The following is a 21,888-nucleotide window of genomic DNA, read 5'->3' as shown; positions in this document are numbered from 1 at the left end:
AGACATCTCCGCCATGTTTGCCGGCAGCAGACCATTTTATTCCGCCGCCTCGACCCGCCGGGCCTGTCTTGAAAAGCTCTCATATTCCTCCTGCCAGTCCGTCGGCCCGTTGGATGGTGAGACCTGAACCGCCGTCACCTTGTATTCCGGGCAGTTCGTCGCCCAGTCGGAGAAATCCGTGGTGATGACATTGGCCTGCGTGGCCGGGTGGTGGAAGGTGGTATAGACAACGCCCGGCGACACCCGATCGGTGATCTTCGCCCTGAGGCTGGTTTCGCCGGACCTGCTCTGCAGCTTCACCCAGTCGCCATTCTTCACGCCGCGGAGCTCCGCATCATGCGGATGGATTTCCAGAACGTCCTCCTCGTGCCAGACGACATTTTCCGTCCGCCGCGTCTGCGCGCCGACATTATACTGGCTGAGAATACGCCCGGTGGTCAAAAGCAGCGGGAAGCGCGGGCCGGTCTTCTCATCCGTCGCCACATAATCGGTGCGGATGAAGCGCCCCTTGCCGCGCACGAAGCCATCGACATGCATGATCGGCGTGCCTTCCGGCGTCTTGTCATTGCAGGGCCACTGCACCGAGCCTTCTTCGTCCAGCAGTTCATAGGTGACATTGGCAAAGCTCGGCGTGGTCGCGGCAATCTCCGCCATGATCTCGGATGGATGCGTGTAGTTCCAGTTGCCGCCCATCGCATTGGCAAGCAGCTGCGTCACCTCCCAGTCGGCATAACCGGCCTTCGGCGACATTACCCTGCGCACGCGGTTGATGCGCCGTTCGGCATTGGTGAAGGTGCCGTCCTTTTCCAGGAAGGTCGATCCCGGCAGGAAGACATGCGCGTAATTTGCCGTTTCGTTTAAAAAGATATCATGGACGATGACGCATTCCATCGCCGCCAGACCGGCGGACACATGCTTTGTGTCGGGGTCGGACTGCAGAATGTCCTCGCCCTGACAATAAAGACCCTTGAACGTGCCATCGACGGCGGCGTCCAGCATGTTGGGAATGCGCAGGCCCGGCTCATCCTGAATCGGAACGCCCCAGGCCTTTTCAAAGATATCGCGGACATCCGCATTGTTGACGTGGCGATAGCCCGGCAGTTCGTGCGGGAAGGACCCCATATCGCAGGAGCCCTGAACATTGTTCTGGCCGCGCAGCGGGTTCACGCCAACGCCCCGACGACCGATATTGCCGGTCATCATCGCAAGATTGGCAAGGCCGATGACGGTGGTCGACCCTTGAGAATGTTCGGTAACGCCAAGGCCGTAATAAATCGCCGCATTGCCGCCTTGCGCATAAAGCCGTGCGGCTTTGCGAACAGCGTCAGCCGGAACGCCGGTCAGCGCCTCGACGGTTTCCGGGCTGTTGGTCGGATCGGCTGCAAAGGCCGCATAATCCTGAAACTCGTCCCAGTCACAGCGCTCGCGGATAAAGGCCTCGTCATAAAGCTTTTCGGTGACGATCACATGCGCAAGGGCGGTGACCACGGCCACATTGGTGCCCGGGCGCAGCGCCAGATGGTGGCTTGCCGCCACATGCGGCGACTTGACCAGATCGATGCGGCGCGGATCGATGACGATCAGCTTCGCCCTCTGCCGCAGCCGCTTTTTCAGCCGCGAGCCGAACACCGGATGCCCGTCGGTCGGATTGGCGCCGATGACCAGCGCGACGTCGACGTCCTCGACGCTGTCGAAATCCTGCGTTCCCGCCGAGGTGCCGAATGTCTGGCCGAGGCCGTAGCCGGTCGGCGAATGGCAGACGCGGGCGCAGGTATCGGTATTGTTGTTGCCGAAGACGGCGCGGGCAAGCTTCTGCACCAGAAAGGTCTCTTCATTGGTGCAGCGCGATGAGGTGATGACGCCGATCGAATCCTGGCCGTAATCGGCCTGAAGACCGCGCAGCTTCGACGCGGCAAAGCCGAGCGCCTCCTCCCAGGAGACTTCACGCCAGGCATCGGTGATCTTCTCGCGGATCATCGGGTTCAGGACGCGGTCCTTGTGGCTGGCATAGCCATAGGCGAAACGCCCCTTGACGCAGGAGTGCCCGTGATTGGCCTTGCCATCCTTGTAGGGCACCATGCGCACCAGTTCCTCGCCGCGCATTTCCGCCTTGAACGAACAGCCAACGCCGCAATAGGCGCAGGTGGTGACGACGGAATGTTCCGGCTGGCCGATATCGTAAATCGATTTTTCCTGCAGCGTCGCCGTCGGGCAGGCCTGAACGCAGGCCCCGCAGGACACGCATTCGGAGCCGAGGAAATCATCGCCGAAACTGCCGGGCGACACGCGGGATTCGAAACCGCGCCCTTCAATCGTCAGCGCGAAGGTGCCCTGCACTTCCTCGCAGGCGCGCACGCAGCGCGAACAGACGATGCATTTCGACGGATCATAGGTGAAATAGGGATTGCTCTCATCCTTCGGCATGTAGCGGGCGTTCACCTCGCCAAGGCCGTCGCGCGTCTTCATGTGGTTATCGCCGTCATAGCCGTAGCGCACATCGCGCAGGCCCACGGCGCCGGCCATATCCTGCAGCTCGCAATCGCCGTTGGCAGCGCAGGTCAGGCAGTCGAGCGGGTGGTCCGAGATATAAAGCTCCATCACCCCGCGACGCAGCGTCTTCAGCTTGTCGGTCTGTGTTGAAACCACCATGCCTTCGGTAACGGGGGTGGTGCAGGAGGCAGGCGTGCCGCGCCGCCCCTCGATTTCCACCAGACACAGCCGGCAGGAACCGAAAGCGTCCACCATATCGGTCGAGCACAGCTTGGGGATGGCGATCCCGGTTTCCATGGCGGCGCGCATCACCGATGTACCCGCGGGAACCGTGACGTCGAAGCCGTCGATTTTCAGGCTAACCGTCTCTTCCGATTTCGAAGCCGGTGTGCCGTAATCTATTTCCTTGATCAGGGACATATCACTACTCCGCTGCTTCTGCCGGTTGGGTCTGAGACTGAGGTCGCGGTCCGAAATCCTCAGGGAAATGGCTGAGCGCGCTTGAAACCGGATAAGGCGTGAAACCGCCCAGCGCGCAGAGCGAACCGAGCCGCATCGTGTTGCACAGGTCATCCAGCAGCGTGGTCTGCTCGCTCACGCTGGCGCCACTGGCAATCCTGTCGATCACCTCCGCGCCGCGCACCGCGCCGATGCGACAGGGCGTGCACTTGCCGCAGCTTTCCAGCGCGCAGAATTCAAAGGCGAAGCGCGCCTGTTTCATCATGTCGGCCGTATCGTCAAAGACGACGATACCCGCATGGCCGATCAGCCCGTTATTGGCGGTGAAGGCCTCGTAGTCGAAGGGGATATCGAAATGGCTCGTCGGGAAATAGGCGCCGAGCGGGCCGCCCACCTGCACGGCCTTGACCGGCCGGCCGCTCGCCGTGCCGCCGCCGATATCGTAAATCAGCTCATTGAGCGTGATCCCGAAGGAAGTCTCGAAAAGCCCGCCATGCTTGATGTTCCCGGCAAGCTGGATCGGCATGGTGCCGCGCGATTTGCCGATGCCGAAATCACGGTAATAATCCGCGCCGCGATCCAGGATCAGTGGGATGGAGGCCAGCGACAGCACATTGTTGACCACGGTCGGACAGCCGAACAGGCCTTCAAGTGCCGGCACCGGCGGCTTGGCCCGCACAACGCCGCGCTTGCCCTCCAGACTATTGAGCATGGAGGTTTCCTCGCCACACACATAGGCCCCGGCGCCGACGCGCATTTCCATATCGAAAGCCTGCCCGGAGCCCAGCACCGATGGCCCCAGAATGCCCTCGCCGCGCGCGACTTCAATCGCCTTGCGCATGGTTGCAATCGCATGCGGATATTCCGAACGGGTGTAGATATAGCCTCTGGTGGCGCCCGTCGCGAGGCCCGCAATCGCCATGCCCTCGATCAGAACGAAGGGATCGCCTTCCATGATCATCCGGTCGGCAAAGGTGCCGCTGTCGCCTTCATCGGCATTGCAGACGACATATTTCTGTGCGCCCGCCGCCTTGCGCACCGTTTCCCATTTGATGCCGGTCGGAAAACCCGCGCCGCCGCGGCCGCGAAGGCCGCTGTCGGTAACCACCTGAACGATCTCCGCACCCTGCATGGCAATCGCGTTTTCCAGACCGCGCAGCCCCTTGTAGCGGCGGTAATCGGAGACAGACAGCGGGTCGGTCACGCCGCAACGGGCAAAGGTCAGGCGGGTCTGCTTCTTCAGGAACGGCAGGTCACGCGTCTTGCCAAGGAACAGCGGATGCTCAGCGCCTTCCAGAAAGCCCGCATCGAACAGGCTTTTGACATCGGATGGCTTCACCGGGCCATAGGCAACGCGGCCATGGTCGGTGCGCACTTCGACCATCGGCTCCAGCCAGTGCAGGCCGCGCGAGCCATTGCGCACGATCTCGGCATCCAGCCTGCGCGCGGCAAGCGTTTCGGCAATCGACGATGCCACCCTGTCGGCGCCAACGGCAAGGGCTGCGGCATCGCAAGGGATGAAAATGACAGGTTTCATTGTCCGGCCTCCGCTACGACATCCTTCAGCGTCGCTTCATCAAGCCGGCCATAGATCGCATCGTCCAGCATTGCCGCCGGCGCGCAGGAACACAAGCCAAGACAGTAGACGGGTTCGAGCGTCAGCCTGCCGTCTGCCGTGGTCTCGTGCCAGTCGAGACCAAGGGCGGCGCGCAGACCATCGGCCAGCGCCTCCCCGCCCATGGACTGACAGGCCTCGGCGCGACAGATCTTCAGGACATGGTGACCGGCGGGTTCGCGGCGAAAATCGTGGTAAAAGCTCATCACGCCATGCACTTCGGCGCGGCTGAGGTTCAGCTTTTCAGCGACAAGCCGCAATGCGATTTCCGGCACATAGCCGAATTCCACCTGCACATCATGCAGGATCGGCAGCAGCGGCGCTTCGCGCTGCAGGTGATCTTCGATAATTGCGGCTGTGCGTGCGGAAACCGCCTCCCTTTGCACATTCACGTTCATCAAGTCGCTCCTCCACAGAACCAGACTTGAAAAATGTCATATCGACCGGTGGTTGATCAATGCCGCAGTTCCGTCAGTCAATGGCTTTTACTTATAGATGACTTCTATAGTCATGTTTTATACTTGCGCCAGATGACGCACCTGCCGCAGAAAGGCCGAGATCAACGGCGCGTAAGGCTCGCGGTGCGTGGCGACGAGACCGATCTGCGAACCGGCCACGGGATCGATGATCGGTATGGTTTTCAGGGTCTCGTTTGCAAGCGTCGTTGCCAGGCTCTCCGGCATGACAGTCGACCACAGCCCGGTCTGCACATGGGCAAACAGGGTGACGATGGAATCGGATTCAAGCGTCGGCGCGACATCGGCGGAGACCTGCGCGAGGATACCGTCGAGAATGCGCCGGTTCTGCATGTCCTTCGTCAAGAGACAGAGCGGCAGACGGCTGACGTCGTTCCATGTGATCCGCCTGGCGTCGCCGAGATGCGTATCAACATGCGTCACCAGACAATAGGTCTCCCGATAGAGCGGGATCTGCGTAACCTTTCCCACCGGTTCGTTTTCGAGATAGGTGATGCCGACGTCAATCTCGAGATTTTCCAGAAGCGAGAGAATTTCGGCGGATGACCGCGACAGCACGGACACGGTGACGCCGGGATTGCTCGCCACAAACGGCGCGGTGAGTGCGGGAACATAGGAAAGTGCGGTGGGTATGCTCGCCACCTTCAGATGACCACTCAAGCCATCGCGAATGGTCTTCAGCTCCTGCTGCATGGTGCGGGCGTCGGCAACCAGCCGCCGCGCCCATTCCAGCACCCGCTGGCCTTCGGGCGTCAGCCCCTGATAGCGGGAGCCGCGCAATACCAGAAGAACGCCCAGCTGCTCCTCGAGCTGCTTGATCGATGCCGAAAGCGCCGGCTGTGAAACCCCGCAGGCTTCCGCCGCGTGCCCGAAATGCTGCTCACGCGCCAGGGTAATAAACATTTCCAGTTTTTCGATCATGCATCTTCCATCCGGGACGGGCGTTTCTCGCGCTCATTCTAGAGCAATTCCAGGTGAAGTGGAGATCGGTTTTGCCATCGGCCGCCGCGTCAGGACAGCGCCGACGATCTCCCCTCCGGGGTTTCTTCAAGAGTTGATTGCAATCAATGGCGGAATACAGCCCGCGATTACACTATCCCGAACAAGGGAGGTTGAAATGTCTGTCAAATTGTTCAAATGGCTGGCTCCGGCTGTTGCCGGTCTGGCCATCATCGCCCTGCCGGCGCATGTCGATGCCTATTCCGGCGAGGTTTACGCCGTCTGCCATCTCGACCCGCAGGGCGACAATTATCTGTCGTTGCGCAGTTGCGGTTCCTCCAAGTGCAACGAGATTGCCCGCCTCGGCCCCGGCACTTTCGTTCTGACCCTGGAACCTTACGACACGCGCGGCTGGCGCGAGGTCATGGTCATGCGTTCGCTCTCGGAGGCCGACAACCCGAGCGGCCCGGTGGGCTGGGTCTACGGCAAGTATATCTGTCATGTGGACCTGACCGGCGGCTGAACCGCTCCGGCGGAACCCGCTGAAAACCCCGGCGGCAACGCTCTGCCGCCGCCGGGGCCGGACCGGGAACCGGTTCACATATGGTGCTTCTCATGCACCGGCTTGACCAGCACATTGGCGACCAGCGCGATGACCAGCAACGCGGCCATGGCATACATGGTCGTGTTGTAGAGGCTCGGCGTCGGGTCGACGGTGCCCGCCGGCGCGATTTCCATCAGTTGCGCGATGGTCACCGTCTTGGCGGCGATCAGCTGGTCGAGTTGATCGATACCGGCGCCGAATTTCTCGGCAAACGCCGCCGGATCGACCTTCGACGCCAGATCATGGAGCGCGCTGTTCAGCGACATGTTGCGCAGGCCGGTGATTGCCAGCGGGCCGAGAACGCCCGCCGTGCTCCACGCCGTCAGCAGCCGCCCGTGGATGCCGCCGACGAATTTGGTGCCGAAGATATCCGCCAGATAGGCCGGGATGGTGGCGAAGCCGCCGCCATACATGGTGAAGATGATCATCGTCGCGGCATAGAACATCACCAGCCACAACACTGCCGGGTTGATGCTGACCTGATGCGCGGCGAACGGGATCGACAGGTAGAGGATCGTGCCGAGGACGAAGAAGCAGTAATAGGTATTTTTGCGTCCGATATAGTCCGACATCGAGGCCCAGAAGAACCGGCCGAGCATGTTGAACACCGAAATCATGAACACATAGGTTGCCGCGAAGGCGGAATTGACGATCAGCGGCAGCGTCGTGCCGAAAATCTCCGTCATCATCGTCTTGGCCACGCCGATCACGCCGATGCCGGCGGTCACGTTGAAGCAGAGAATAATCCACAACAGATAGAATTGCGGCGTCTTGAGCGCCTGATCGATGTGAACATGGTTCTGGGTGATCATCTTGCGCGAGGCGGCATCCGCCGTCGGCGGCGTCCAGCCTTCCGGCTTCCAGCCTTCCTGCGGCACCCGGTAGGAGAAGGCCGCAATCATGATGACGACGAAATAGACGATGCCGAGCGTGAAGAACGTCCCTTCCGCGCCGGTATTGCCGGTGCCCACGACGTAGACGCCGGGATCAATGGCTATGGGCGCTTCGGCCGCCTGGCGGGCGGTGGCCACCACCACTTCGACAAGCTGGCCATTGACCTCGGCCATGCGCTTGCCGCCCTCGATGACGATGTTGACGGCATCCTGCGGCCCGAGAAACTGCGGCGCCTTGTAGTAAAGCCCGAGAAGGAATTCCTGGATCGGCGTGGCGATCATCGCGCCGCCGCCAAAACCCATGATCGCAAGGCCGGTCGCCATGCCGCGCCGGTCGGGAAACCACCGGATCAGGGTCGAGACCGGCGAGACATAGCCGAGCCCGAGGCCACAGCCGCCGATGGCGCCATAGCCGAGATAAAGCAGCCAGAGCTGATGGGTCATGATGCCAAGACCGCCGATGATCAGCCCGCCGCCCCAGCAGAACGCGGCGACAACGCCGACCATGCGCGGGCCGACTTCCTCCAGCCATTTGCCCGCAAACGCGGCCGACAGCCCGAGAAACACGATCGCCACGGAGAAAATCCAGACGACGGAGGACAGGCTCCAGTCGCCCGGCGCCGGCGCAACCACGCCAAATTGCTTGACCAACGGCGGGTTGAAGATACTCCAGGCATAGACGGAGCCTATGCACAGGTGGATGGCGATGGATGCCGGCGGAACCTTCCAGCGGTTGAAACCGTCTCTTGCGACGATATGTTCCTTCTTCAGCTTGTCAAACATGCGTCGTTCCCTCCCAAGAACGCTTGTCGCCCACACCCGCCTGATCGGCCGGTCGCCGGGGCGCAGTTCGGTTTCTCCGAGACCGATAAAGCGTCAACACGCCTCAGGCTGGCAGCAACGGTCCGCACAGCCCCCAGTTGAACACACCTCGGAGGGCCGGCATTCTACGCCTGTTCGACCTCAAGTAAATAAAACGTTTGACTGATGATTTGCACGCGTCCCGAGCGGATAAGGAGGCACAGGAGAAGACGGCCATTCCGGCGCGCATCATATCGGTTCCAGAGCACTTTCCCGACGGTCAGGATCGTTCCACGACTCCCAAATCGAGTTGCTTCTGATCCAGCATCTAGGCTGCGACAGGAGGCCAACTTATGTGGTCAAAGCACTTTCCAAAGACCTTCGCGATCGACCACTCAAGCCATTGAAAATGGCATGACGTGCCATAAAGCGGCAAACCGGGAAAGCGAAGACACGACGGAAATGGAAAAGATGAACAAGCCCCGGAGGGGTCAAGTGGTGCCCAGACGCGGATTCGAACCACGGACACGCGGATTTTCAATCCGCTGCTCTACCAACTGAGCTATCTGGGCAGGCGCCTTGAGACACAAGAGCACCTTCGCGGCTGCCGGGGCAGGCCCGCGAATGAGCGCGTTTATAGCATTTTGTTTTTTCAAGTCCAGCGCCAATTTTCCGTTTTTCAAGAAAATTTACAGGTCCTTGCCGACCGGCCGGTCACAGCGGCGCGACGCGGCAAACTGCCTTACGAAACCACCTGCAGTGGCTGCGGGTCGGCGAGCTCCTCGGCAAGGTGAATAACGTCACCGAGGCGCGGGTGGACGAGCTCATAGACGGTCTCGGCATCGCGCCGCCAGGCGGAAACCAGTCCGTGGTTGACCAGAGATGCGGTTGCGGAAGCGACCTGAAATACCGAAAGTCCGGTAATGCGGCAAAGATCCAGACGCGTATGTCTTCCCGCCTGCAGGGCCTTGGCGACCTGCACCCCCTCCTGCCGGGCAAGTGAGGAGAGCGCGCCAGCCATGGCCACCAGCCGCGCGTCAGGTTCATCGCGCCGCACAAATGTCAGCACGCACTCATCAGAAGAATTCATTGGGAAGCCTTTACTATTTTATGTCTAAAATTAAGATAATTCTAAATTAGACTAAATAAATACTTACAATATCCCGTTTCGGATTTGCTAGCACACCACGGTTTTTCTGGAAAGAAGCTGAACATAAAAAAGCATTCATGAAGCAGCCGATATGCGTCTGCGGGCAGACGAGACAGCAAGGGGTTCAGGCATGCACAAACAAAGTGGCGCCATCGCCGTTGGTTGCCGCCGAAAACAGATGGATTTCAGGCGTGCGTCCCATCCCGCGGGCGGAGAACAACCGGGTACGACGTCAAGGGCCCCGCGATGCGGCGGTGCAGCAAAATCTCTCTGCAAAGCTGGCGATTGGCCCGGATAGGCAATTGCCAATCGAAACCGACATGCTAACCTTGGCGTGTGGGGAAAGAAGGACAAGAATGACGACAGTTTCTGAGACGCCGCAAAAAAGCATGGTGATTTCCAGGCGGCTGCGGGAAAGCATCAGGCTCCATCTCGAGAGCATCTATCCGGACAAAGACTCGCGCGCGCTGACGCGCCAGGTCCTCGAAGCCTTCTGGGGCGACGGCGCGGTTCCGCGCAAGCGCGGGCGCGTTGCCGGCAACAATATGTGGAGCGCCGACAACACCTATGTGATCACCTACGGCAACTCGATCATCGATGGCGAGCACAAACCGCTGTCGCTGCTCCAGGATTTCGTCACCGAAAACCTGAAGGGCGTGATCAAGGGCGTGCATATCCTGCCCTATTTCCCCTATACCTCCGATGATGGCTTCGCGATCACCGATTATCGCGCGATCGACAGCGGCCTTGGCGGCTGGGAGGATATCGAGCGCATCGGCCGGGAATTCCGGCTGATGTCGGATCTGGTGCTCAACCACTGTTCCAGCCAGAGCAGCTGGTTCAACGAATTCCGCATGGGCCATGAGCCCTACAAGGATTTTTTCTTTACCGCATCGCCCGAGGATGATCTTTCCTCTGTGGTTCGCCCGCGCGCCCATCCGCTGCTGCGCAAGGTCGAAACCGCCGATGGCGAAAAATATGTCTGGTGCACCTTCAGCCACGACCAGGTGGATTTCGACTTCTCCAATCCGGACGTGCTGCTCGAATTCCTGCGGATCATGCGCTTTCATATCAATCGCGGCGTGCGCACCATCCGGCTGGATGCCTGTGCCTTTATCTGGAAGGAGATCGGCACCTCCTGCATCCACCTGCCTGAAACCCACGAGATTATCCGGCTGATGCGGCTTCTGGCCGATTTCAGCGAGGAAAGCATCGTTCTCATCACCGAGACGAATGTGCCGAATGTCGAAAACCTGAGCTATTTCGGCAATCGCAACGAAGCGCACATGATCTATAATTTCTCGCTGCCGCCGCTGATCGTGCATGCGCTGCTGACGGGAACATCGCAATTCCTCAATGCCTGGCAGATGGCCATGCCGCCGGCGCAGATGGGCTGCGCCTATTTCAACTTCACCGCCTCGCATGACGGCATCGGCCTCAGGCCTGCCGAAAGCCTGCTTTCGGAGGATGCGATCAGCCAGATGGTCGAAACCGTCAAAGGGTTTGGCGGCCGGGTTTCCATGCGCCAGCTTTCCGATGGCTCGATGCGGCCTTACGAGATGAACGTGTCGCTGTTCGACGCCCTGAAAGGCACTGTCCGCGGCGAGGACGATCACAACATCGCCCGCTTCCTCTGCAGCCAGACGATCGCCATGGCGCTCGAGGGGATTCCGGCGATTTACATCCACTCGCTGCTGGCCACCAGCAACGATTATGAGGGGGTCGAAAAGTCCGGGCACAACCGCGCCATCAACCGCCACCGCTGGAACTACGACGCGCTGCAGGAAGCGCTGGCCGACGAAACCACGCAGCATGCGCAGGTTTTCAATGCCATGCGCGCGCTGATCTCGGTGCGCACCCGGCAGCCTGCCTTCCACCCCAATGCCACGCAGTTTACCCTGCATCTCGGGGAAAAGCTGTTCGGCTTCTGGCGCCAGAGCGTTGACCGCACCCAGAGTATTTTCGCGATCAACAACGTCACCGACGAGACACTCGAAATTCCCGCCATGGCCCTGAACCTGATCGGCGGCGAAAACTGGGTCGATCTGATCTCCGGTGAGCCGGTCAGCGATGCCAAGATCACCTTCGCGCCGTATCAGTGCCGGTGGATCACCAACAAGACGTAAGAGACGACCTGCGGCGGCAAGCCCCTTTGCCGCCGCTCCTCCCTCCCGCGCGAAAAATCGAGCAAAGCAACAGCGGCCGGCTTGCCGACGTATGGTTTTTGCCATATTTATTTCATGTTTTCGTATATACGCACTATAACAATAAAATATCCATATAACATGTCCGAGGGAGACCGCGCATGCCCCTGCCATTTTCGCCCGATCCCGCTCTGAAACCGGAGGTCCACGGCTTTTTCGATCCCGCAACCAACACAATCTCCTATATTGTCCGCGATCCCGCTTCAAACGCCTGCGCGATCATCGACAGCGTGATGGATATCGATTACGCCGCCGGCCGCCTTTCGCATGAAAGCGCCGACCGGATGATCGCGATGATCATGGACAATGGCTGGCGGCTTGAATGGCTGATCGAAACCCATGTTCATGCCGACCACCTTTCCGCAGCGCCCTATATCCAGGAAACGCTGGGCGGCCGGCTCGGTATCGGCGAAAATATCGTGATCGTGCAGGAAACCTTCGGCAAAGTGTTCAACGAAGGCACGGAATTCCAGCGTGACGGTTCGCAGTTCGACCGGCTGTTTACCGATGGCGACAGCTATCAGATCGGCGGCATGACAGCCCATGTGATGCATACCCCCGGCCATACGCCGGCCTGCATGACCCATGTGATCGGCGATGCCGCCTTCGTCGGCGACACGCTGTTCATGCCGGATGGCGGGTCTGCGCGCGCCGATTTTCCCGGCGGCGACGCCCGCACGCTTTACCGCTCGACCAAGCGCGTGCTGTCACTGCCGGAAGAAACCCGCCTGTTCATGTGCCATGACTACGGCCCCAATGGCCGCGACATAAAGTGGGAAACCAGCGTCGGCGAGGAACGCCGCCACAACATCCACCTCCATGACGGCATCAGTGAGGATGAGTTTGTCGCGATGCGCGAAAAGCGCGACGCCACACTGTCCATGCCGCGCCTGATCCTGCCCTCCCTGCAGGTCAACATGCGCGCAGGCGACATACCGAAGGACAAGGATGGACGGCCGATGCTGAAAGTCCCGATCAACGCGCTCTGACACCCAGAGACCATCCAGACATCAGGCCAGACATCAGGAAAGACAATATGCGAACGCGCGCCATCAACAGCCAGTATCACGTCACCGGCCAGCTCAAGGCCAAGGACATGACGGAGGTGGCAGAGGCCGGCTTTGCCGCCGTCATCTGCATGCGCCCGGACGGCGAGGTTTTTTTTCAGCCCAAATTCACCGAGATCGAAGCGGCGGCAAAGGCCGCCCGGCTTGCCTGTTACTATGTGCCGGTCGGCGGTGCGCACCAGCCGATCACGCAGGCGCCGAAGCTGAAAAAGATCCTGAACGAAACAGAAGGTCCGGTGCTCGCCTTCTGTGCATCCGGCGGGCGCTGCGTCGGCCTCTACAATCTCGCCCTGCAGGCAGGATAGACTATCTCGACCAAGGATCAGGCTTTGCGCGCATAGGCGATGGTCTCGAAACGGGCGGAAAGCCCGTCATAAAGCAGCAACCGGCCCACCAGCGGATCGCCCGCGCCGGTTATCAGCTTGATCACCTCCATCGCCATCAACGTGCCGATGACACCGGTGACCGGGCCGACAATGCCGGCCTCGGCGCAGGACGGCACCAGGCCGGGTGGCGGCGGCGCCGGGTAGAGATCGCGGTAGCGTGGATTTTGCCGCCCGTCACCGTCAAACGCAAAGGGCTTCAGCACCGTCACCGATCCGTCGAACCGGCCGACAGCGCCGGTCACCAGCGGCACCTCGGCGCGCTCGGCGGCATCGGCAGCCATATAGCGCGTGTCGAAATTGTCGGAGCCGTCGACGAGAAGGTCGAAACCGCTCAGGATTTCGCCGGTGGTGGTGGCATCGAGGCGTTCCTGGTAGCGGCGGCAGATCACATGCGGGTTGATGCGCGCAATCGCTCTGGCCGCACTTTCGGTCTTTTCCGCGCCGACCGTGCCGCTGTCGTGGATGACCTGGCGTTGCAGGTTGGAGAGGCTGACCCCGTCATCATCGGCGATGCCGAGCGTGCCGACACCGGCAGCCGCCAGATAGGCGAGGACCGGACTGCCGAGCCCGCCCGCACCGATCACCAGCACCCGTGCCCGCTTCAAGGCCTGCTGCCCCGCGCCGCCGATTTCCGGCAACACGATGTGGCGGGCATAACGTTCGATTTCTTCGGCGGAAAAGGCTTCACTGTCAGTCATGGCGGCACTATAGCAGGAGACACGATCCGGGGCTCTTGAAATTGATGCGAGCGTACCGAAATTTTCTCCTGTACGCAGAGGCCTGCACGCGTCCCTCGACACCACAGATATATGGAGGCTGATATGACTGAAGAGCGTATTGTCCGTCTTGAAGAAACCGTCGCCTACCAGAGCAAGACCATTGACGAGCTTTCCGAGCAGGTTGCCGAGCAATGGCGGGAGATCGACCGGCTCAAAAAGCAGATGGTGCTGCTCTCGGACCGTTTTCTGGAGTTGGAAGAACAGGCCGGCGAGCGCCCCGCCGTCACCAAGCCACCGCACTACTGAAAGCGCGCTCAGTCGGAGCGGATTTTTCCGTCCGACACGTTGAAGAACTGGCCGTCTTCGCCGAGCGCCTCGAACAGCGAACGGTCGGTTCCGGTCATGAACGACTGGCCGCCGATTTCGCCAATGCGCGCAAACAGCGCCGCGCGCCGCCCTTCATCGAGATGGGCGGCAACCTCGTCGAACAGCATCACCGGCGGATGACCGCTGATCCGTCGTGTCAGGCCCGCATGGGCCAGCACGAGGCCGAGCAGCAGCGCCTTCTGCTCCCCGGTGGAACACAATGCGGCGTCCATGTCCTTCTGCTGGTGCCGCACGGCCATCTCGCTGCGGTGCGGCCCGTCAAGCGTGCGCCCGGCCGCGGCATCACGGTAACGTTCTTCTTCCAGAAGCGCCCGGTACCGGTCTTCAAGGTCAATCGCCGGCGCTTCCGTCTCGTCGGCAAAAAAACCGGTCAGCGCGATCTCAGGCGTGGGAAACGGCGAGCCCGCCGCACTTTCGCCGATCAGTCCGGTCAGGAGCGACAGCAATTCGCGCCGCGCCAGCGCCATCGCCACGCCGAGACCCGCCATCTGCTCCTCGAGGCCGGAAAGCCAGGCGGGTTCCATCCGCCGCTCGGACAGAAGCCGGTTGCGCGACCGCATCGCCCGTTCGAAATCGGCAACTCGGCGGCCATGGGCAGGGTCGATCGACAGCACCATCCGGTCTAAAAACCGCCTTCGGTCGCCGGCCGGTCCGGTAAAAAGCCCGTCCATGGATGGCGTCAACCAGATCACCCGCACATGATCGAGCAGTTCATCCCCGGATGCCGCCTGCGTGCCGTTGATCCGCACCTTGCGGCCCACGCCGTCCACCCCATCCGTTCCCGTTCCGATACCGACATTGCCTTCCATGCCTTCGAGTTCGGCAAACACGGTAAAGCCGGCAGGCGCGCCCTTGCGCACCACCTGCCCGTAAGCCGCGCGGCGCATGCCACGGCCGGGCGAGAGAAAGGAAACCGCCTCCAGAAGATTGGTCTTGCCGGAACCATTATCGCCCGTCAGCACCACATGCCGCCCGTCAAGCGCAAGCCCCGCCTGAGGATAATTGCGGAAATCGGTAAGCTTCAGCGCGGTGAGGAAAATCGAAGGCAACATGAAAGCTGGCTACGATGAAACCGCTGCGCTGGCAAGAACCATCACGAAACGCATTCCGCCTCAAGCGCTACGCTGCCCTTATTATTGCCATAGGCTGCCCATGCATCATTGGTGAAACAATAAAGATAGCCGTCGCTTTCCGGCTTGATTTCCCTGGGTCCCTCCCCAATGAGAAATTCCTGATGAAGGTTCGGCGCACCATCCTTGTCTGCTCCGATCCCATTTGCGATAACGCCGATCAACGCAAACCAGCTCTCCCCCTCAAGCCGTTTTGTCATCAGAAAATCGGTGCGCTTCCTGCCGGTGGCCCATTTGAATACGCCCTCCAGCTTCCCGAGTGCGCTCGCCCCGAGCTGAAGAACCTCGCCAGGATAGAAATTACCGTCTTTGGTACCGCCGGGGCCACATTTGATGTCGGCATCCTTCCATTCTCCCTGCGCGGAAAACCGATACCGTTTTCCTTTTTCCAGAAAGAGGCCGGTTGCATTCCATTTCTGCGCGGCAAAGATATCTCGCATGGCGCGTTCACCGGGTTGCAGAGAACGGGTCGGCCAGTAATCCGGCTGCGACAGCGGCGGATTTTCCTGGCGGTTTGTCGCACTTTCATGGAAAGCGCCCGTGTCGGAGAGAAAGGAGGAAACAGAGCGGGGACGGGTTTTCAAGTGCTCATATATGCCTTTGACCGTGTTGTGGGCCACGTCCAGATAGTCGGGAGCAACCTGATCGCGCGCAGGCGTCCTGAACGACAGGTGAAGTCCGGACGCCTCATCCATCATCCAGGCAAGCGCGCCATCCGACAATCCGTTTTCAATATAGCCGCCACCAACGTCTCCATGGGCGCCCGGAAACCAGAGCTGTCTTGCAGTCTCACGATCCTCAACATTGGTCCACATTGTAGGCGTAAAGGTCTGGCGATGTTCGTCAATGGCTAGGGCATGGCGAGCATTGATCACCTTGTCGCTGAGCGATGTATCATGAAATCTATGGTTTTCCGGCTTGTCCAGAAGATCCAGAATGCCAAGGTCGTCAGGAATACCAAGCGCGCCTACCGTGTCCCAGACACCCAGAAACCAGATCGGCGTCTTGCCAGCAGAATTGGCGCCCGCCTTGGTGTTGTAAAACTTCATCGTCTTGTATGGCTTGCCGCTTCTGCCACGATAGACCTCGTAGACATCATCGACGCGTCTCCAGATTTCTTTCGATGACAATCCGGCATCCGACAGATCGAGAAGGCCGCATTTCACGATCAGGCCCGCAAGGCTGCGTGCCGTGAAGGCGCCCCGGCTGAAACCGAACGCGTAAATGCGATCGCCACGGCTGTAATTGACGGCAAGCCACTTATAGGCGCTCTTGATATTCTCATCGAGGCCGACCCCCATGCCACCGCCCGAGAGCCGTTCCCACCAGTTCCCCTCGGAGCCGACGCCAGGGTGATAGTATTTCTTCTGCGGATTGCCATCGGCATCGTTTTCCGACAGCGCGCTGTAGAGCTTCACAACATTTGACGGTGCCGGCAGATCACGATCCGTCTGGTCCGGCGTATTCCAAGTCCCGTCGCAGCAAACCACCAGATTGGTCATCCGCACCCCCTCCAAATTACTTCTGAAATATCTCAGCTGGAAGGTTACAGTGGAAAATGGAAAGCGTAAATATAATATTATTCTAAAGTATACAAAAAAGAAACAACTGGACAGAAGTTATCTGTCCAGTTTTAGCTCACTCGGTCCCGAAAAATTCCTTCATCCGGGCGAAGAAGCCGTTGGATTCGGGGTTGTTTTCGTTGGAGGACAATTCATCGAACTCCTGCAGCAGTTCGCGCTGGCGCTTGGTCAGCTTCTGCGGGGTTTCGATGCGGACCTGAATGTAGAGATCGCCCTTGTGGGAGGAGCGGAGCACCGGCATGCCCTTGCCCTTCAGGCGGAACTGCTTGCCGGTCTGGGTGCCCTCGGGCACGGCAACCCGCGATTTGGTGCCATCCAGCGTGGTGACCTCGAACTTGCCGCCAAGGGCCGCCTGGGTCATCGAGATCGGCACGGTGCAGTGCAGATCCGCGCCGTCGCGCTGGAAGAACGGATGCGGCTTGACCGACAGGAAGATGTAAAGATCGCCGGACGGTCCGCCGCGAAGCCCGGCTTCACCCTCGCCCTGAAGGCGGATGCGGGTGCCATCCTCGATACCGGCGGGAATATTGACCGAGAGCGAACGCTCCTCGACCGTGCGGCCCTCGCCACGGCATTTCGGACAGGGATCGGAAATCGTCTCGCCACGACCGTGACAGGTCGGGCAGGTGCGTTCCACGGAGAAGAACCCCTGGGCCGCGCGCACCCGGCCGGAGCCATGGCAGGTGGCGCAGGTATTGGGCGTCGAGCCCGGCTTTGCGCCCGAGCCCGTGCATTCGTCGCACACGACCGAGGTCGGAACCCGGATCTGCGCCGTCTTGCCCTCGAAGCTTTCCTCGAGCGTGATTTCCATATTGTAGCGCAGGTCCGCGCCACGTTCGCGTCCGCCGGAGGAACGGCGTCCACGGGCGCCGCCCATCATTTCGCCAAAAATGTCCTCGAAAATATCGGAGAAGCCGCCGGCGCCGCCGAAGCCTGCGGCCCCGAAGCCGCCGGCACCCGGCCCGCCACCGCCGTTTTCAAACGCGGCATGGCCGAAACGGTCATAGGCTGCCCGCTTCTGCGGGTCCTTGAGCGTCTCATAGGCTTCGTTGATTTCCTTGAACTTCTTTTCGGCATCGGCGTTATCCGGATTCTTGTCCGGATGGTACTTCATCGCAAGCTTGCGGAAGGCGCTTTTCAGCTCCTTTTCGTCAGCCGAACGGCCAACGCCGAGTGTCTCGTAATAGTCCGCTTTTGCCATGGAGTCTGCCAACCTCTTGAACAGGTTTTTCCGGCCGCCTTGGCGACGGCCGGATGTTTGATGTCAGGATTGAGTAAGAGCGACGCTCAAATCAAGCCGATTTCTTGTTGTCGTCGTCATCGCTGACATCTTCGAAGTCAGCATCGACAACATCGGATTCGGCATCCTTGGCGGCATCCGCGGAGGCGGCTTCGCTTTCCTCGGCCTGCTGGGCCTCGTAGACGGCCTGACCAAGCTTCATGGAGACTTCCATCAGCGTCTGCGTCTTGGCCTGGATGTCATTGCCATCCGGCTCTTCGGCAGCAACGGCCGTCTTCAGCTCCTCGATCGCGGTCTTGATGGCGGTGCGGTCTTCTTCGGAAACCTTGTCGCCATGCTCCTCAAGCGAGCTTTCGGTCGAATGGATCAGGCTTTCAGCCTGGTTCTTCGCTTCAACCCCGGCACGACGCTTCTTGTCTTCCTCGGCGTGGCTTTCGGCGTCCTTGACCATCTGTTCGATGTCGCTGTCGGAGAGACCACCGGAAGCCTGAATGCGGATCTGGTGTTCCTTGCCCGTGCCCTTGTCCTTGGCCGAGACGTTGACGATGCCGTTGGCGTCGATGTCGAAGGTGACTTCGATCTGCGGCACGCCGCGCGGGGCCGGCGGAATGCCGACGAGGTCGAACTGGCCGAGCATCTTGTTGTCGGCCGCCATTTCACGCTCGCCCTGGGCAACGCGGATGGTCACGGCGGACTGGTTGTCTTCAGCCGTGGAGAAGGTCTGGCTCTTCTTCGTCGGGATCGTGGTGTTGCGGTCGATCAGACGGGTGAACACACCGCCGAGCGTTTCGATGCCGAGCGAAAGGGGCGTCACGTCGAGCAGCAGAACGTCCTTGACGTCGCCCTGCAGAACGCCGCCCTGGATGGCAGCGCCAAGGGCCACGACTTCGTCCGGGTTCACGCCCTTGTGCGGGTCCTTGCCGAACAGCTGCTTGACGGTTTCCTGAACCTTGGGCATGCGGCTCATGCCGCCGACGAGAACGACTTCGTCAATCTCGCTGGCCGAAACGCCGGCATCCTTGAGCGCGGCCTGGCAGGGACCGACCGTGCGCTTGACGAGATCGGCAACCAGGGTTTCGAACTTGGCGCGGGTCAGCTTCAGCGTCAGGTGCTTCGGACCGGTCGCATCGGCCGTGATGAACGGCAGGTTGACTTCGGTCTGCTGCGCGGACGACAGCTCGATCTTGGCCTTTTCGGCGGCTTCCTTCAGACGCTGCAGGGCCAGCTTGTCGGCCTTCAGGTCAATGCCGTTTTCCTTCTTGAACTCGTCGGCGAGATATTCGACGAGACGCATGTCGAAGTCTTCACCACCGAGGAAGGTGTCGCCATTGGTCGACTTCACTTCGAAGACGCCGTCGCCGATTTCGAGGATCGACACGTCGAAGGTACCGCCGCCAAGGTCGTAAACGGCAATGGTCTTGCCTTCATTCTTGTCGAGGCCGTAGGCAAGGGCTGCCGCCGTCGGCTCGTTGATGATGCGCAGCACTTCCAGACCGGCGATCTTGCCGGCGTCCTTGGTGGCCTGGCGCTGGGCGTCGTTAAAGTAGGCCGGAACCGTGATGACGGCCTGCTCGACTTTCTCACCGAGATAACCCTCGGCGGTTTCCTTCATTTTCTGGAGAACCATCGCGGAGATCTGCGAGGGCGAATAGGAATTGCCGGCGGCCTCTACCCATGCGTCACCATTGTCACCCTTGACGATGCCGTAGGGAACCAGGCCCTTGTCCTTGGTCACGGTCGGGTCTTCGAAGCGGCGGCCGATCAGGCGCTTCACCGCGAAGAGGGTGTTGGTGGGGTTGGTCACGGCCTGGCGCTTGGCCGGCTGGCCGACGAGGCGCTCGCCGTCATCTGTAAACGCAACCATCGACGGCGTTGTGCGCGCGCCTTCGGCGTTTTCGATCACCTTGGCATCCTTGCCATCCATGATGGCGATGCAGGAGTTCGTCGTACCGAGGTCAATACCGATTACTTTAGCCATTTTCGCTTGTCTCCTTTTAAGCAGGCCATCAGAACCCTTCAGGCATTCCGTGACGGCCCCTTGAGCTATGGTCTTGATTTGATTTTCGCGGCGATAACGCCGTTGTGAGCGCTATATAATGAGCACCAAATGCCTCTGCAAGGCGCTCAACCATGCTTATGGTAGCAATTGCACGCCAATTTGGCTGTCCTGAGCTTCATTTGAGGCTTACAAGGTACCTTATTTACGCTGGCGGCATTACGCGTCTCCCGGACGATCCTCAAGGGAATGACGCCCGACCGCACGGATTTGCGGTCGGGCGGAGCGAAAATCAACCCCCGGCTGATTAACCATGGTTCAAATTCGGGCAACGGATCACTCGTCTGTCGAGAATTCCGCATAAAGCCCGGCAAGCACCGCACCGGCTGCCTGATCGGCTGTCCGGCCCGGGAAATTTGTCAGCACGACGATGCCGAGGTCTTCTTCCGGGTCGAGAACGATGCGGGCAAGGTTCATGCCGTTGGAGCCGTTATGGGTCAGAAGCGGCCGGTCGGACCAGTCGAACTGCACCAGACCCCAGCCCAGCGCATATTCACCCGTTGTCGGTGTGCCGGGCGGCGGGTTTTCCCGCACAGGGGTCTCGACCTTTGCGGCATGGAGATATCTGAGCGTTTCAGGCTGAACCAGCGCCGGGCCGTGCTTGCCCTCGCCGGCATTCCACGCCGCCCACCTGGCGTAGTCGCCGACAGACATGTGGGCATTTCCGGCCGGCCCCATGACCGGCGGAACGTCGGAAGCCGGCCCCCAGTACATCGGCGTCACATTGCCGTCTTCATCGACCCGGTGGCTGACCGGCGCATCGACGAGGCCGAATGTGGTCTGCGGTCCGAGCCCCGCCGTCTGCAGGTCAAGCGGCGCAAAGATCCGCTCGTTCATCAGCGTTTCCCAGTGTTCGCCGGCAACGGTCTCGATCATCATGCCGGCAATCACGTAGCCAAGATTGGAATACTGGAAGGGCGAACCTTCCGGGATCGTGATCTCGTTGGCCTTCCAGGCATCGAGCAGACGATGGCGACGGTCCCAGGGATTGTAGTCGAAGGCATCGACGCTGAAATAAAGGTCGATGAGTTCTTCCGTATCGGCAGGAACGCCGCTGGAATGGGAAAGCAACTGCTCAAGCGTTGCCGCCGAAAGGGTGTCGCTCATGCCCGGGAAATCTGCGCCCAGCACGTCGCCGACGGTGGTTTCCCATGTGAGCTTGCCCTCATCGACCATCATGCCGGCAAGCGTTGCCGTCATTGCCTTGGTATTGGAGCCCAGGTGAAACCGGTCTTCGACGGTGACCGGGATATCTTCGCCCATGACCCTGGTCCCGACAGCGGCCGCGGCAATCGTTTCGCCGTCCTGGACCACCGCGGCGGCAAGAGCGGGAAGGCCGTATTCCGTGCGCACCTCTTCCAGATAGGTCGGAAGATCAAAGGCGCCGGCAGGCGCGGCCAGAGCCAGAACCGGCAGAAAAAGAGCAGATGCCCCAAAACGAGCGAGGCGGCTTCGCACCCCCGCAAAAGCACACATCATCAAAATGACCCCCTGTTTTACTTCTGTTTTGCCGGGATGACGCACGCATCACCGATACCCGACGCATATTTGCCCGGCCTGCGCTTCACCCTTTCCACGCAGGGGCCGCACACCATTGCCAATTCGCCGGCAAAAGGCAACGTGGTTTGTCGGAACGGTCAATATCGGGGCAGATGGAAAAACAGGAAGACCGCAAGCGTCTGCCGGCAC

At 60.4% G+C, this 21,888-nt stretch carries 17 protein-coding genes and 1 tRNA gene; 5 read left to right on the top strand and 13 right to left on the bottom strand.

What is annotated here, in order from left to right; genetic code table 11:
* Positions 1-36: 36 nt before the first annotated feature.
* The 4 genes from fdhF to ABID12_RS01565 all read right to left on the bottom strand — a co-directional run bounded on the left by fdhF (position 37) and on the right by ABID12_RS01565 (position 5,961).
* Positions 37-2,910, bottom strand: a complete 2,874-nt coding sequence (gene fdhF, locus ABID12_RS01580; RefSeq protein WP_354432825.1) for a formate dehydrogenase subunit alpha — start codon at positions 2,908-2,910, stop codon at positions 37-39.
* Between the two features lie 4 nt (positions 2,911-2,914).
* The gene (locus ABID12_RS01575) at positions 2,915-4,486 is read right to left on the bottom strand and encodes a formate dehydrogenase beta subunit (RefSeq protein ID WP_354432824.1); all 1,572 of its coding nucleotides are present in this window, start codon (positions 4,484-4,486) and stop codon (positions 2,915-2,917) included.
* Positions 4,483-4,962 (bottom strand): formate dehydrogenase subunit gamma, encoded by a 480-nt coding sequence (locus tag ABID12_RS01570; RefSeq protein WP_354432823.1) that lies wholly within the window; start codon positions 4,960-4,962, stop codon positions 4,483-4,485. Before ABID12_RS01570 ends, ABID12_RS01575 begins: the two co-directional genes overlap by 4 nt.
* A gap of 117 nt (positions 4,963-5,079) precedes the next feature.
* Positions 5,080-5,961, bottom strand: a complete 882-nt coding sequence (locus ABID12_RS01565; protein ID WP_106307156.1) for a LysR family transcriptional regulator — start codon at positions 5,959-5,961, stop codon at positions 5,080-5,082.
* A 196-nt stretch (positions 5,962-6,157) separates the two neighbouring features.
* Between ABID12_RS01565 and ABID12_RS01560 the strand changes: the two genes are divergently transcribed.
* Positions 6,158-6,502 (top strand): hypothetical protein, encoded by a 345-nt coding sequence (locus ABID12_RS01560; protein WP_354432822.1) that lies wholly within the window; start codon positions 6,158-6,160, stop codon positions 6,500-6,502.
* Positions 6,503-6,576: 74 nt separating this feature from the next.
* Here the strand turns inward: ABID12_RS01560 and ABID12_RS01555 are convergent, their stop codons facing one another.
* From ABID12_RS01555 to ABID12_RS01545, 3 genes are all read right to left on the bottom strand, one after another.
* Positions 6,577-8,259 (bottom strand): OFA family MFS transporter, encoded by a 1,683-nt coding sequence (locus tag ABID12_RS01555; RefSeq protein WP_354432821.1) that lies wholly within the window; start codon positions 8,257-8,259, stop codon positions 6,577-6,579.
* Between the two features lie 514 nt (positions 8,260-8,773).
* A tRNA-Phe gene (locus tag ABID12_RS01550) sits at positions 8,774-8,849 on the bottom strand.
* A gap of 170 nt (positions 8,850-9,019) precedes the next feature.
* Entirely contained in the window at positions 9,020-9,367 is a 348-nt protein-coding gene (locus ABID12_RS01545; protein ID WP_354432820.1) for a hypothetical protein, read from the bottom strand.
* Between the two features lie 416 nt (positions 9,368-9,783).
* On the opposite strand from ABID12_RS01545, the gene ABID12_RS01540 reads away from it, so the two are divergent.
* The 3 genes from ABID12_RS01540 (at position 9,784) to ABID12_RS01530 (ending at position 13,003) form a co-directional block, all read left to right on the top strand.
* Complete coding sequence (locus ABID12_RS01540) at positions 9,784-11,553, top strand: sugar phosphorylase (RefSeq protein WP_354432819.1); 1,770 nt, start codon at positions 9,784-9,786, stop codon at positions 11,551-11,553.
* A gap of 179 nt (positions 11,554-11,732) precedes the next feature.
* Positions 11,733-12,620, top strand: a complete 888-nt coding sequence (locus ABID12_RS01535; protein WP_354432818.1) for an MBL fold metallo-hydrolase — start codon at positions 11,733-11,735, stop codon at positions 12,618-12,620.
* Between the two features lie 47 nt (positions 12,621-12,667).
* On the top strand, positions 12,668-13,003 hold the full coding sequence (locus ABID12_RS01530; RefSeq protein ID WP_354432817.1) for a protein tyrosine phosphatase family protein: 336 nt from the start codon (positions 12,668-12,670) through the stop codon (positions 13,001-13,003).
* A 17-nt stretch (positions 13,004-13,020) separates the two neighbouring features.
* Here ABID12_RS01530 and moeB read toward each other — a convergent pair whose 3' ends face one another.
* Positions 13,021-13,782 (bottom strand): molybdopterin-synthase adenylyltransferase MoeB, encoded by a 762-nt coding sequence (gene moeB / locus ABID12_RS01525; protein ID WP_354432816.1) that lies wholly within the window; start codon positions 13,780-13,782, stop codon positions 13,021-13,023.
* Positions 13,783-13,905: 123 nt separating this feature from the next.
* Here moeB and ABID12_RS01520 point away from each other — a divergent pair, with 123 nt between their 5' ends.
* Positions 13,906-14,109 carry a SlyX family protein gene (locus ABID12_RS01520; RefSeq protein ID WP_106307367.1) on the top strand — a complete coding sequence of 68 codons (204 nt, stop codon included), beginning with the start codon at positions 13,906-13,908 and terminating at the stop codon, positions 14,107-14,109.
* Between the two features lie 8 nt (positions 14,110-14,117).
* On the opposite strand, the gene recF is transcribed toward ABID12_RS01520, so the two are convergent.
* The 5 genes from recF to ABID12_RS01495 form a co-directional block, all read right to left on the bottom strand.
* Entirely contained in the window at positions 14,118-15,242 is a 1,125-nt protein-coding gene (gene recF, locus ABID12_RS01515) for a DNA replication/repair protein RecF (protein ID WP_354432815.1), read from the bottom strand.
* A gap of 41 nt (positions 15,243-15,283) precedes the next feature.
* A complete protein-coding gene (locus ABID12_RS01510; protein WP_354432814.1) occupies positions 15,284-16,822 on the bottom strand; it encodes a T6SS phospholipase effector Tle1-like catalytic domain-containing protein in 1,539 nt (512 codons plus the stop codon).
* A 136-nt stretch (positions 16,823-16,958) separates the two neighbouring features.
* The gene (dnaJ, locus tag ABID12_RS01505; protein ID WP_106307130.1) at positions 16,959-18,104 is read right to left on the bottom strand and encodes a molecular chaperone DnaJ; all 1,146 of its coding nucleotides are present in this window, start codon (positions 18,102-18,104) and stop codon (positions 16,959-16,961) included.
* A 91-nt stretch (positions 18,105-18,195) separates the two neighbouring features.
* Positions 18,196-20,121 (bottom strand): molecular chaperone DnaK, encoded by a 1,926-nt coding sequence (dnaK, locus tag ABID12_RS01500; RefSeq protein WP_354432813.1) that lies wholly within the window; start codon positions 20,119-20,121, stop codon positions 18,196-18,198.
* Between the two features lie 354 nt (positions 20,122-20,475).
* The gene (locus tag ABID12_RS01495; protein ID WP_354432812.1) at positions 20,476-21,678 is read right to left on the bottom strand and encodes a serine hydrolase domain-containing protein; all 1,203 of its coding nucleotides are present in this window, start codon (positions 21,676-21,678) and stop codon (positions 20,476-20,478) included.
* Between the last annotated feature and the right edge of the window lie 210 nt (positions 21,679-21,888).

The sequence above is a fragment of the Martelella mangrovi genome (assembly GCF_040545495.1).
GTDB lineage: Bacteria > Pseudomonadota > Alphaproteobacteria > Rhizobiales > Rhizobiaceae > Martelella > Martelella mangrovi.
The sequence above is the reverse complement of the archived record's forward strand: the minus strand, read 5'-3'. Positions and strand labels throughout refer to the sequence as shown.

What these genes read in the sequence shown, in the direction of transcription:
- fdhF (WP_354432825.1), bottom strand. Translation starts at nt 2,910, where the DNA reads ATGTCCCTGATCAAGGAAATAGATTACGGCACACCGGCTTCGAAATCG.
- ABID12_RS01575 (WP_354432824.1), bottom strand. Translation starts at nt 4,486, where the DNA reads ATGAAACCTGTCATTTTCATCCCTTGCGATGCCGCAGCCCTTGCCGTT.
- ABID12_RS01570 (WP_354432823.1), bottom strand. Translation starts at nt 4,962, where the DNA reads ATGAACGTGAATGTGCAAAGGGAGGCGGTTTCCGCACGCACAGCCGCA.
- ABID12_RS01565 (WP_106307156.1), bottom strand. Translation starts at nt 5,961, where the DNA reads ATGATCGAAAAACTGGAAATGTTTATTACCCTGGCGCGTGAGCAGCAT.
- ABID12_RS01560 (WP_354432822.1), top strand. Translation starts at nt 6,158, where the DNA reads ATGTCTGTCAAATTGTTCAAATGGCTGGCTCCGGCTGTTGCCGGTCTG.
- ABID12_RS01555 (WP_354432821.1), bottom strand. Translation starts at nt 8,259, where the DNA reads ATGTTTGACAAGCTGAAGAAGGAACATATCGTCGCAAGAGACGGTTTC.
- ABID12_RS01545 (WP_354432820.1), bottom strand. Translation starts at nt 9,367, where the DNA reads ATGAATTCTTCTGATGAGTGCGTGCTGACATTTGTGCGGCGCGATGAA.
- ABID12_RS01540 (WP_354432819.1), top strand. Translation starts at nt 9,784, where the DNA reads ATGACGACAGTTTCTGAGACGCCGCAAAAAAGCATGGTGATTTCCAGG.
- ABID12_RS01535 (WP_354432818.1), top strand. Translation starts at nt 11,733, where the DNA reads ATGCCCCTGCCATTTTCGCCCGATCCCGCTCTGAAACCGGAGGTCCAC.
- ABID12_RS01530 (WP_354432817.1), top strand. Translation starts at nt 12,668, where the DNA reads ATGCGAACGCGCGCCATCAACAGCCAGTATCACGTCACCGGCCAGCTC.
- moeB (WP_354432816.1), bottom strand. Translation starts at nt 13,782, where the DNA reads ATGACTGACAGTGAAGCCTTTTCCGCCGAAGAAATCGAACGTTATGCC.
- ABID12_RS01520 (WP_106307367.1), top strand. Translation starts at nt 13,906, where the DNA reads ATGACTGAAGAGCGTATTGTCCGTCTTGAAGAAACCGTCGCCTACCAG.
- recF (WP_354432815.1), bottom strand. Translation starts at nt 15,242, where the DNA reads ATGTTGCCTTCGATTTTCCTCACCGCGCTGAAGCTTACCGATTTCCGC.
- ABID12_RS01510 (WP_354432814.1), bottom strand. Translation starts at nt 16,822, where the DNA reads ATGACCAATCTGGTGGTTTGCTGCGACGGGACTTGGAATACGCCGGAC.
- dnaJ (WP_106307130.1), bottom strand. Translation starts at nt 18,104, where the DNA reads ATGGCAAAAGCGGACTATTACGAGACACTCGGCGTTGGCCGTTCGGCT.
- dnaK (WP_354432813.1), bottom strand. Translation starts at nt 20,121, where the DNA reads ATGGCTAAAGTAATCGGTATTGACCTCGGTACGACGAACTCCTGCATC.
- ABID12_RS01495 (WP_354432812.1), bottom strand. Translation starts at nt 21,678, where the DNA reads ATGATGTGTGCTTTTGCGGGGGTGCGAAGCCGCCTCGCTCGTTTTGGG.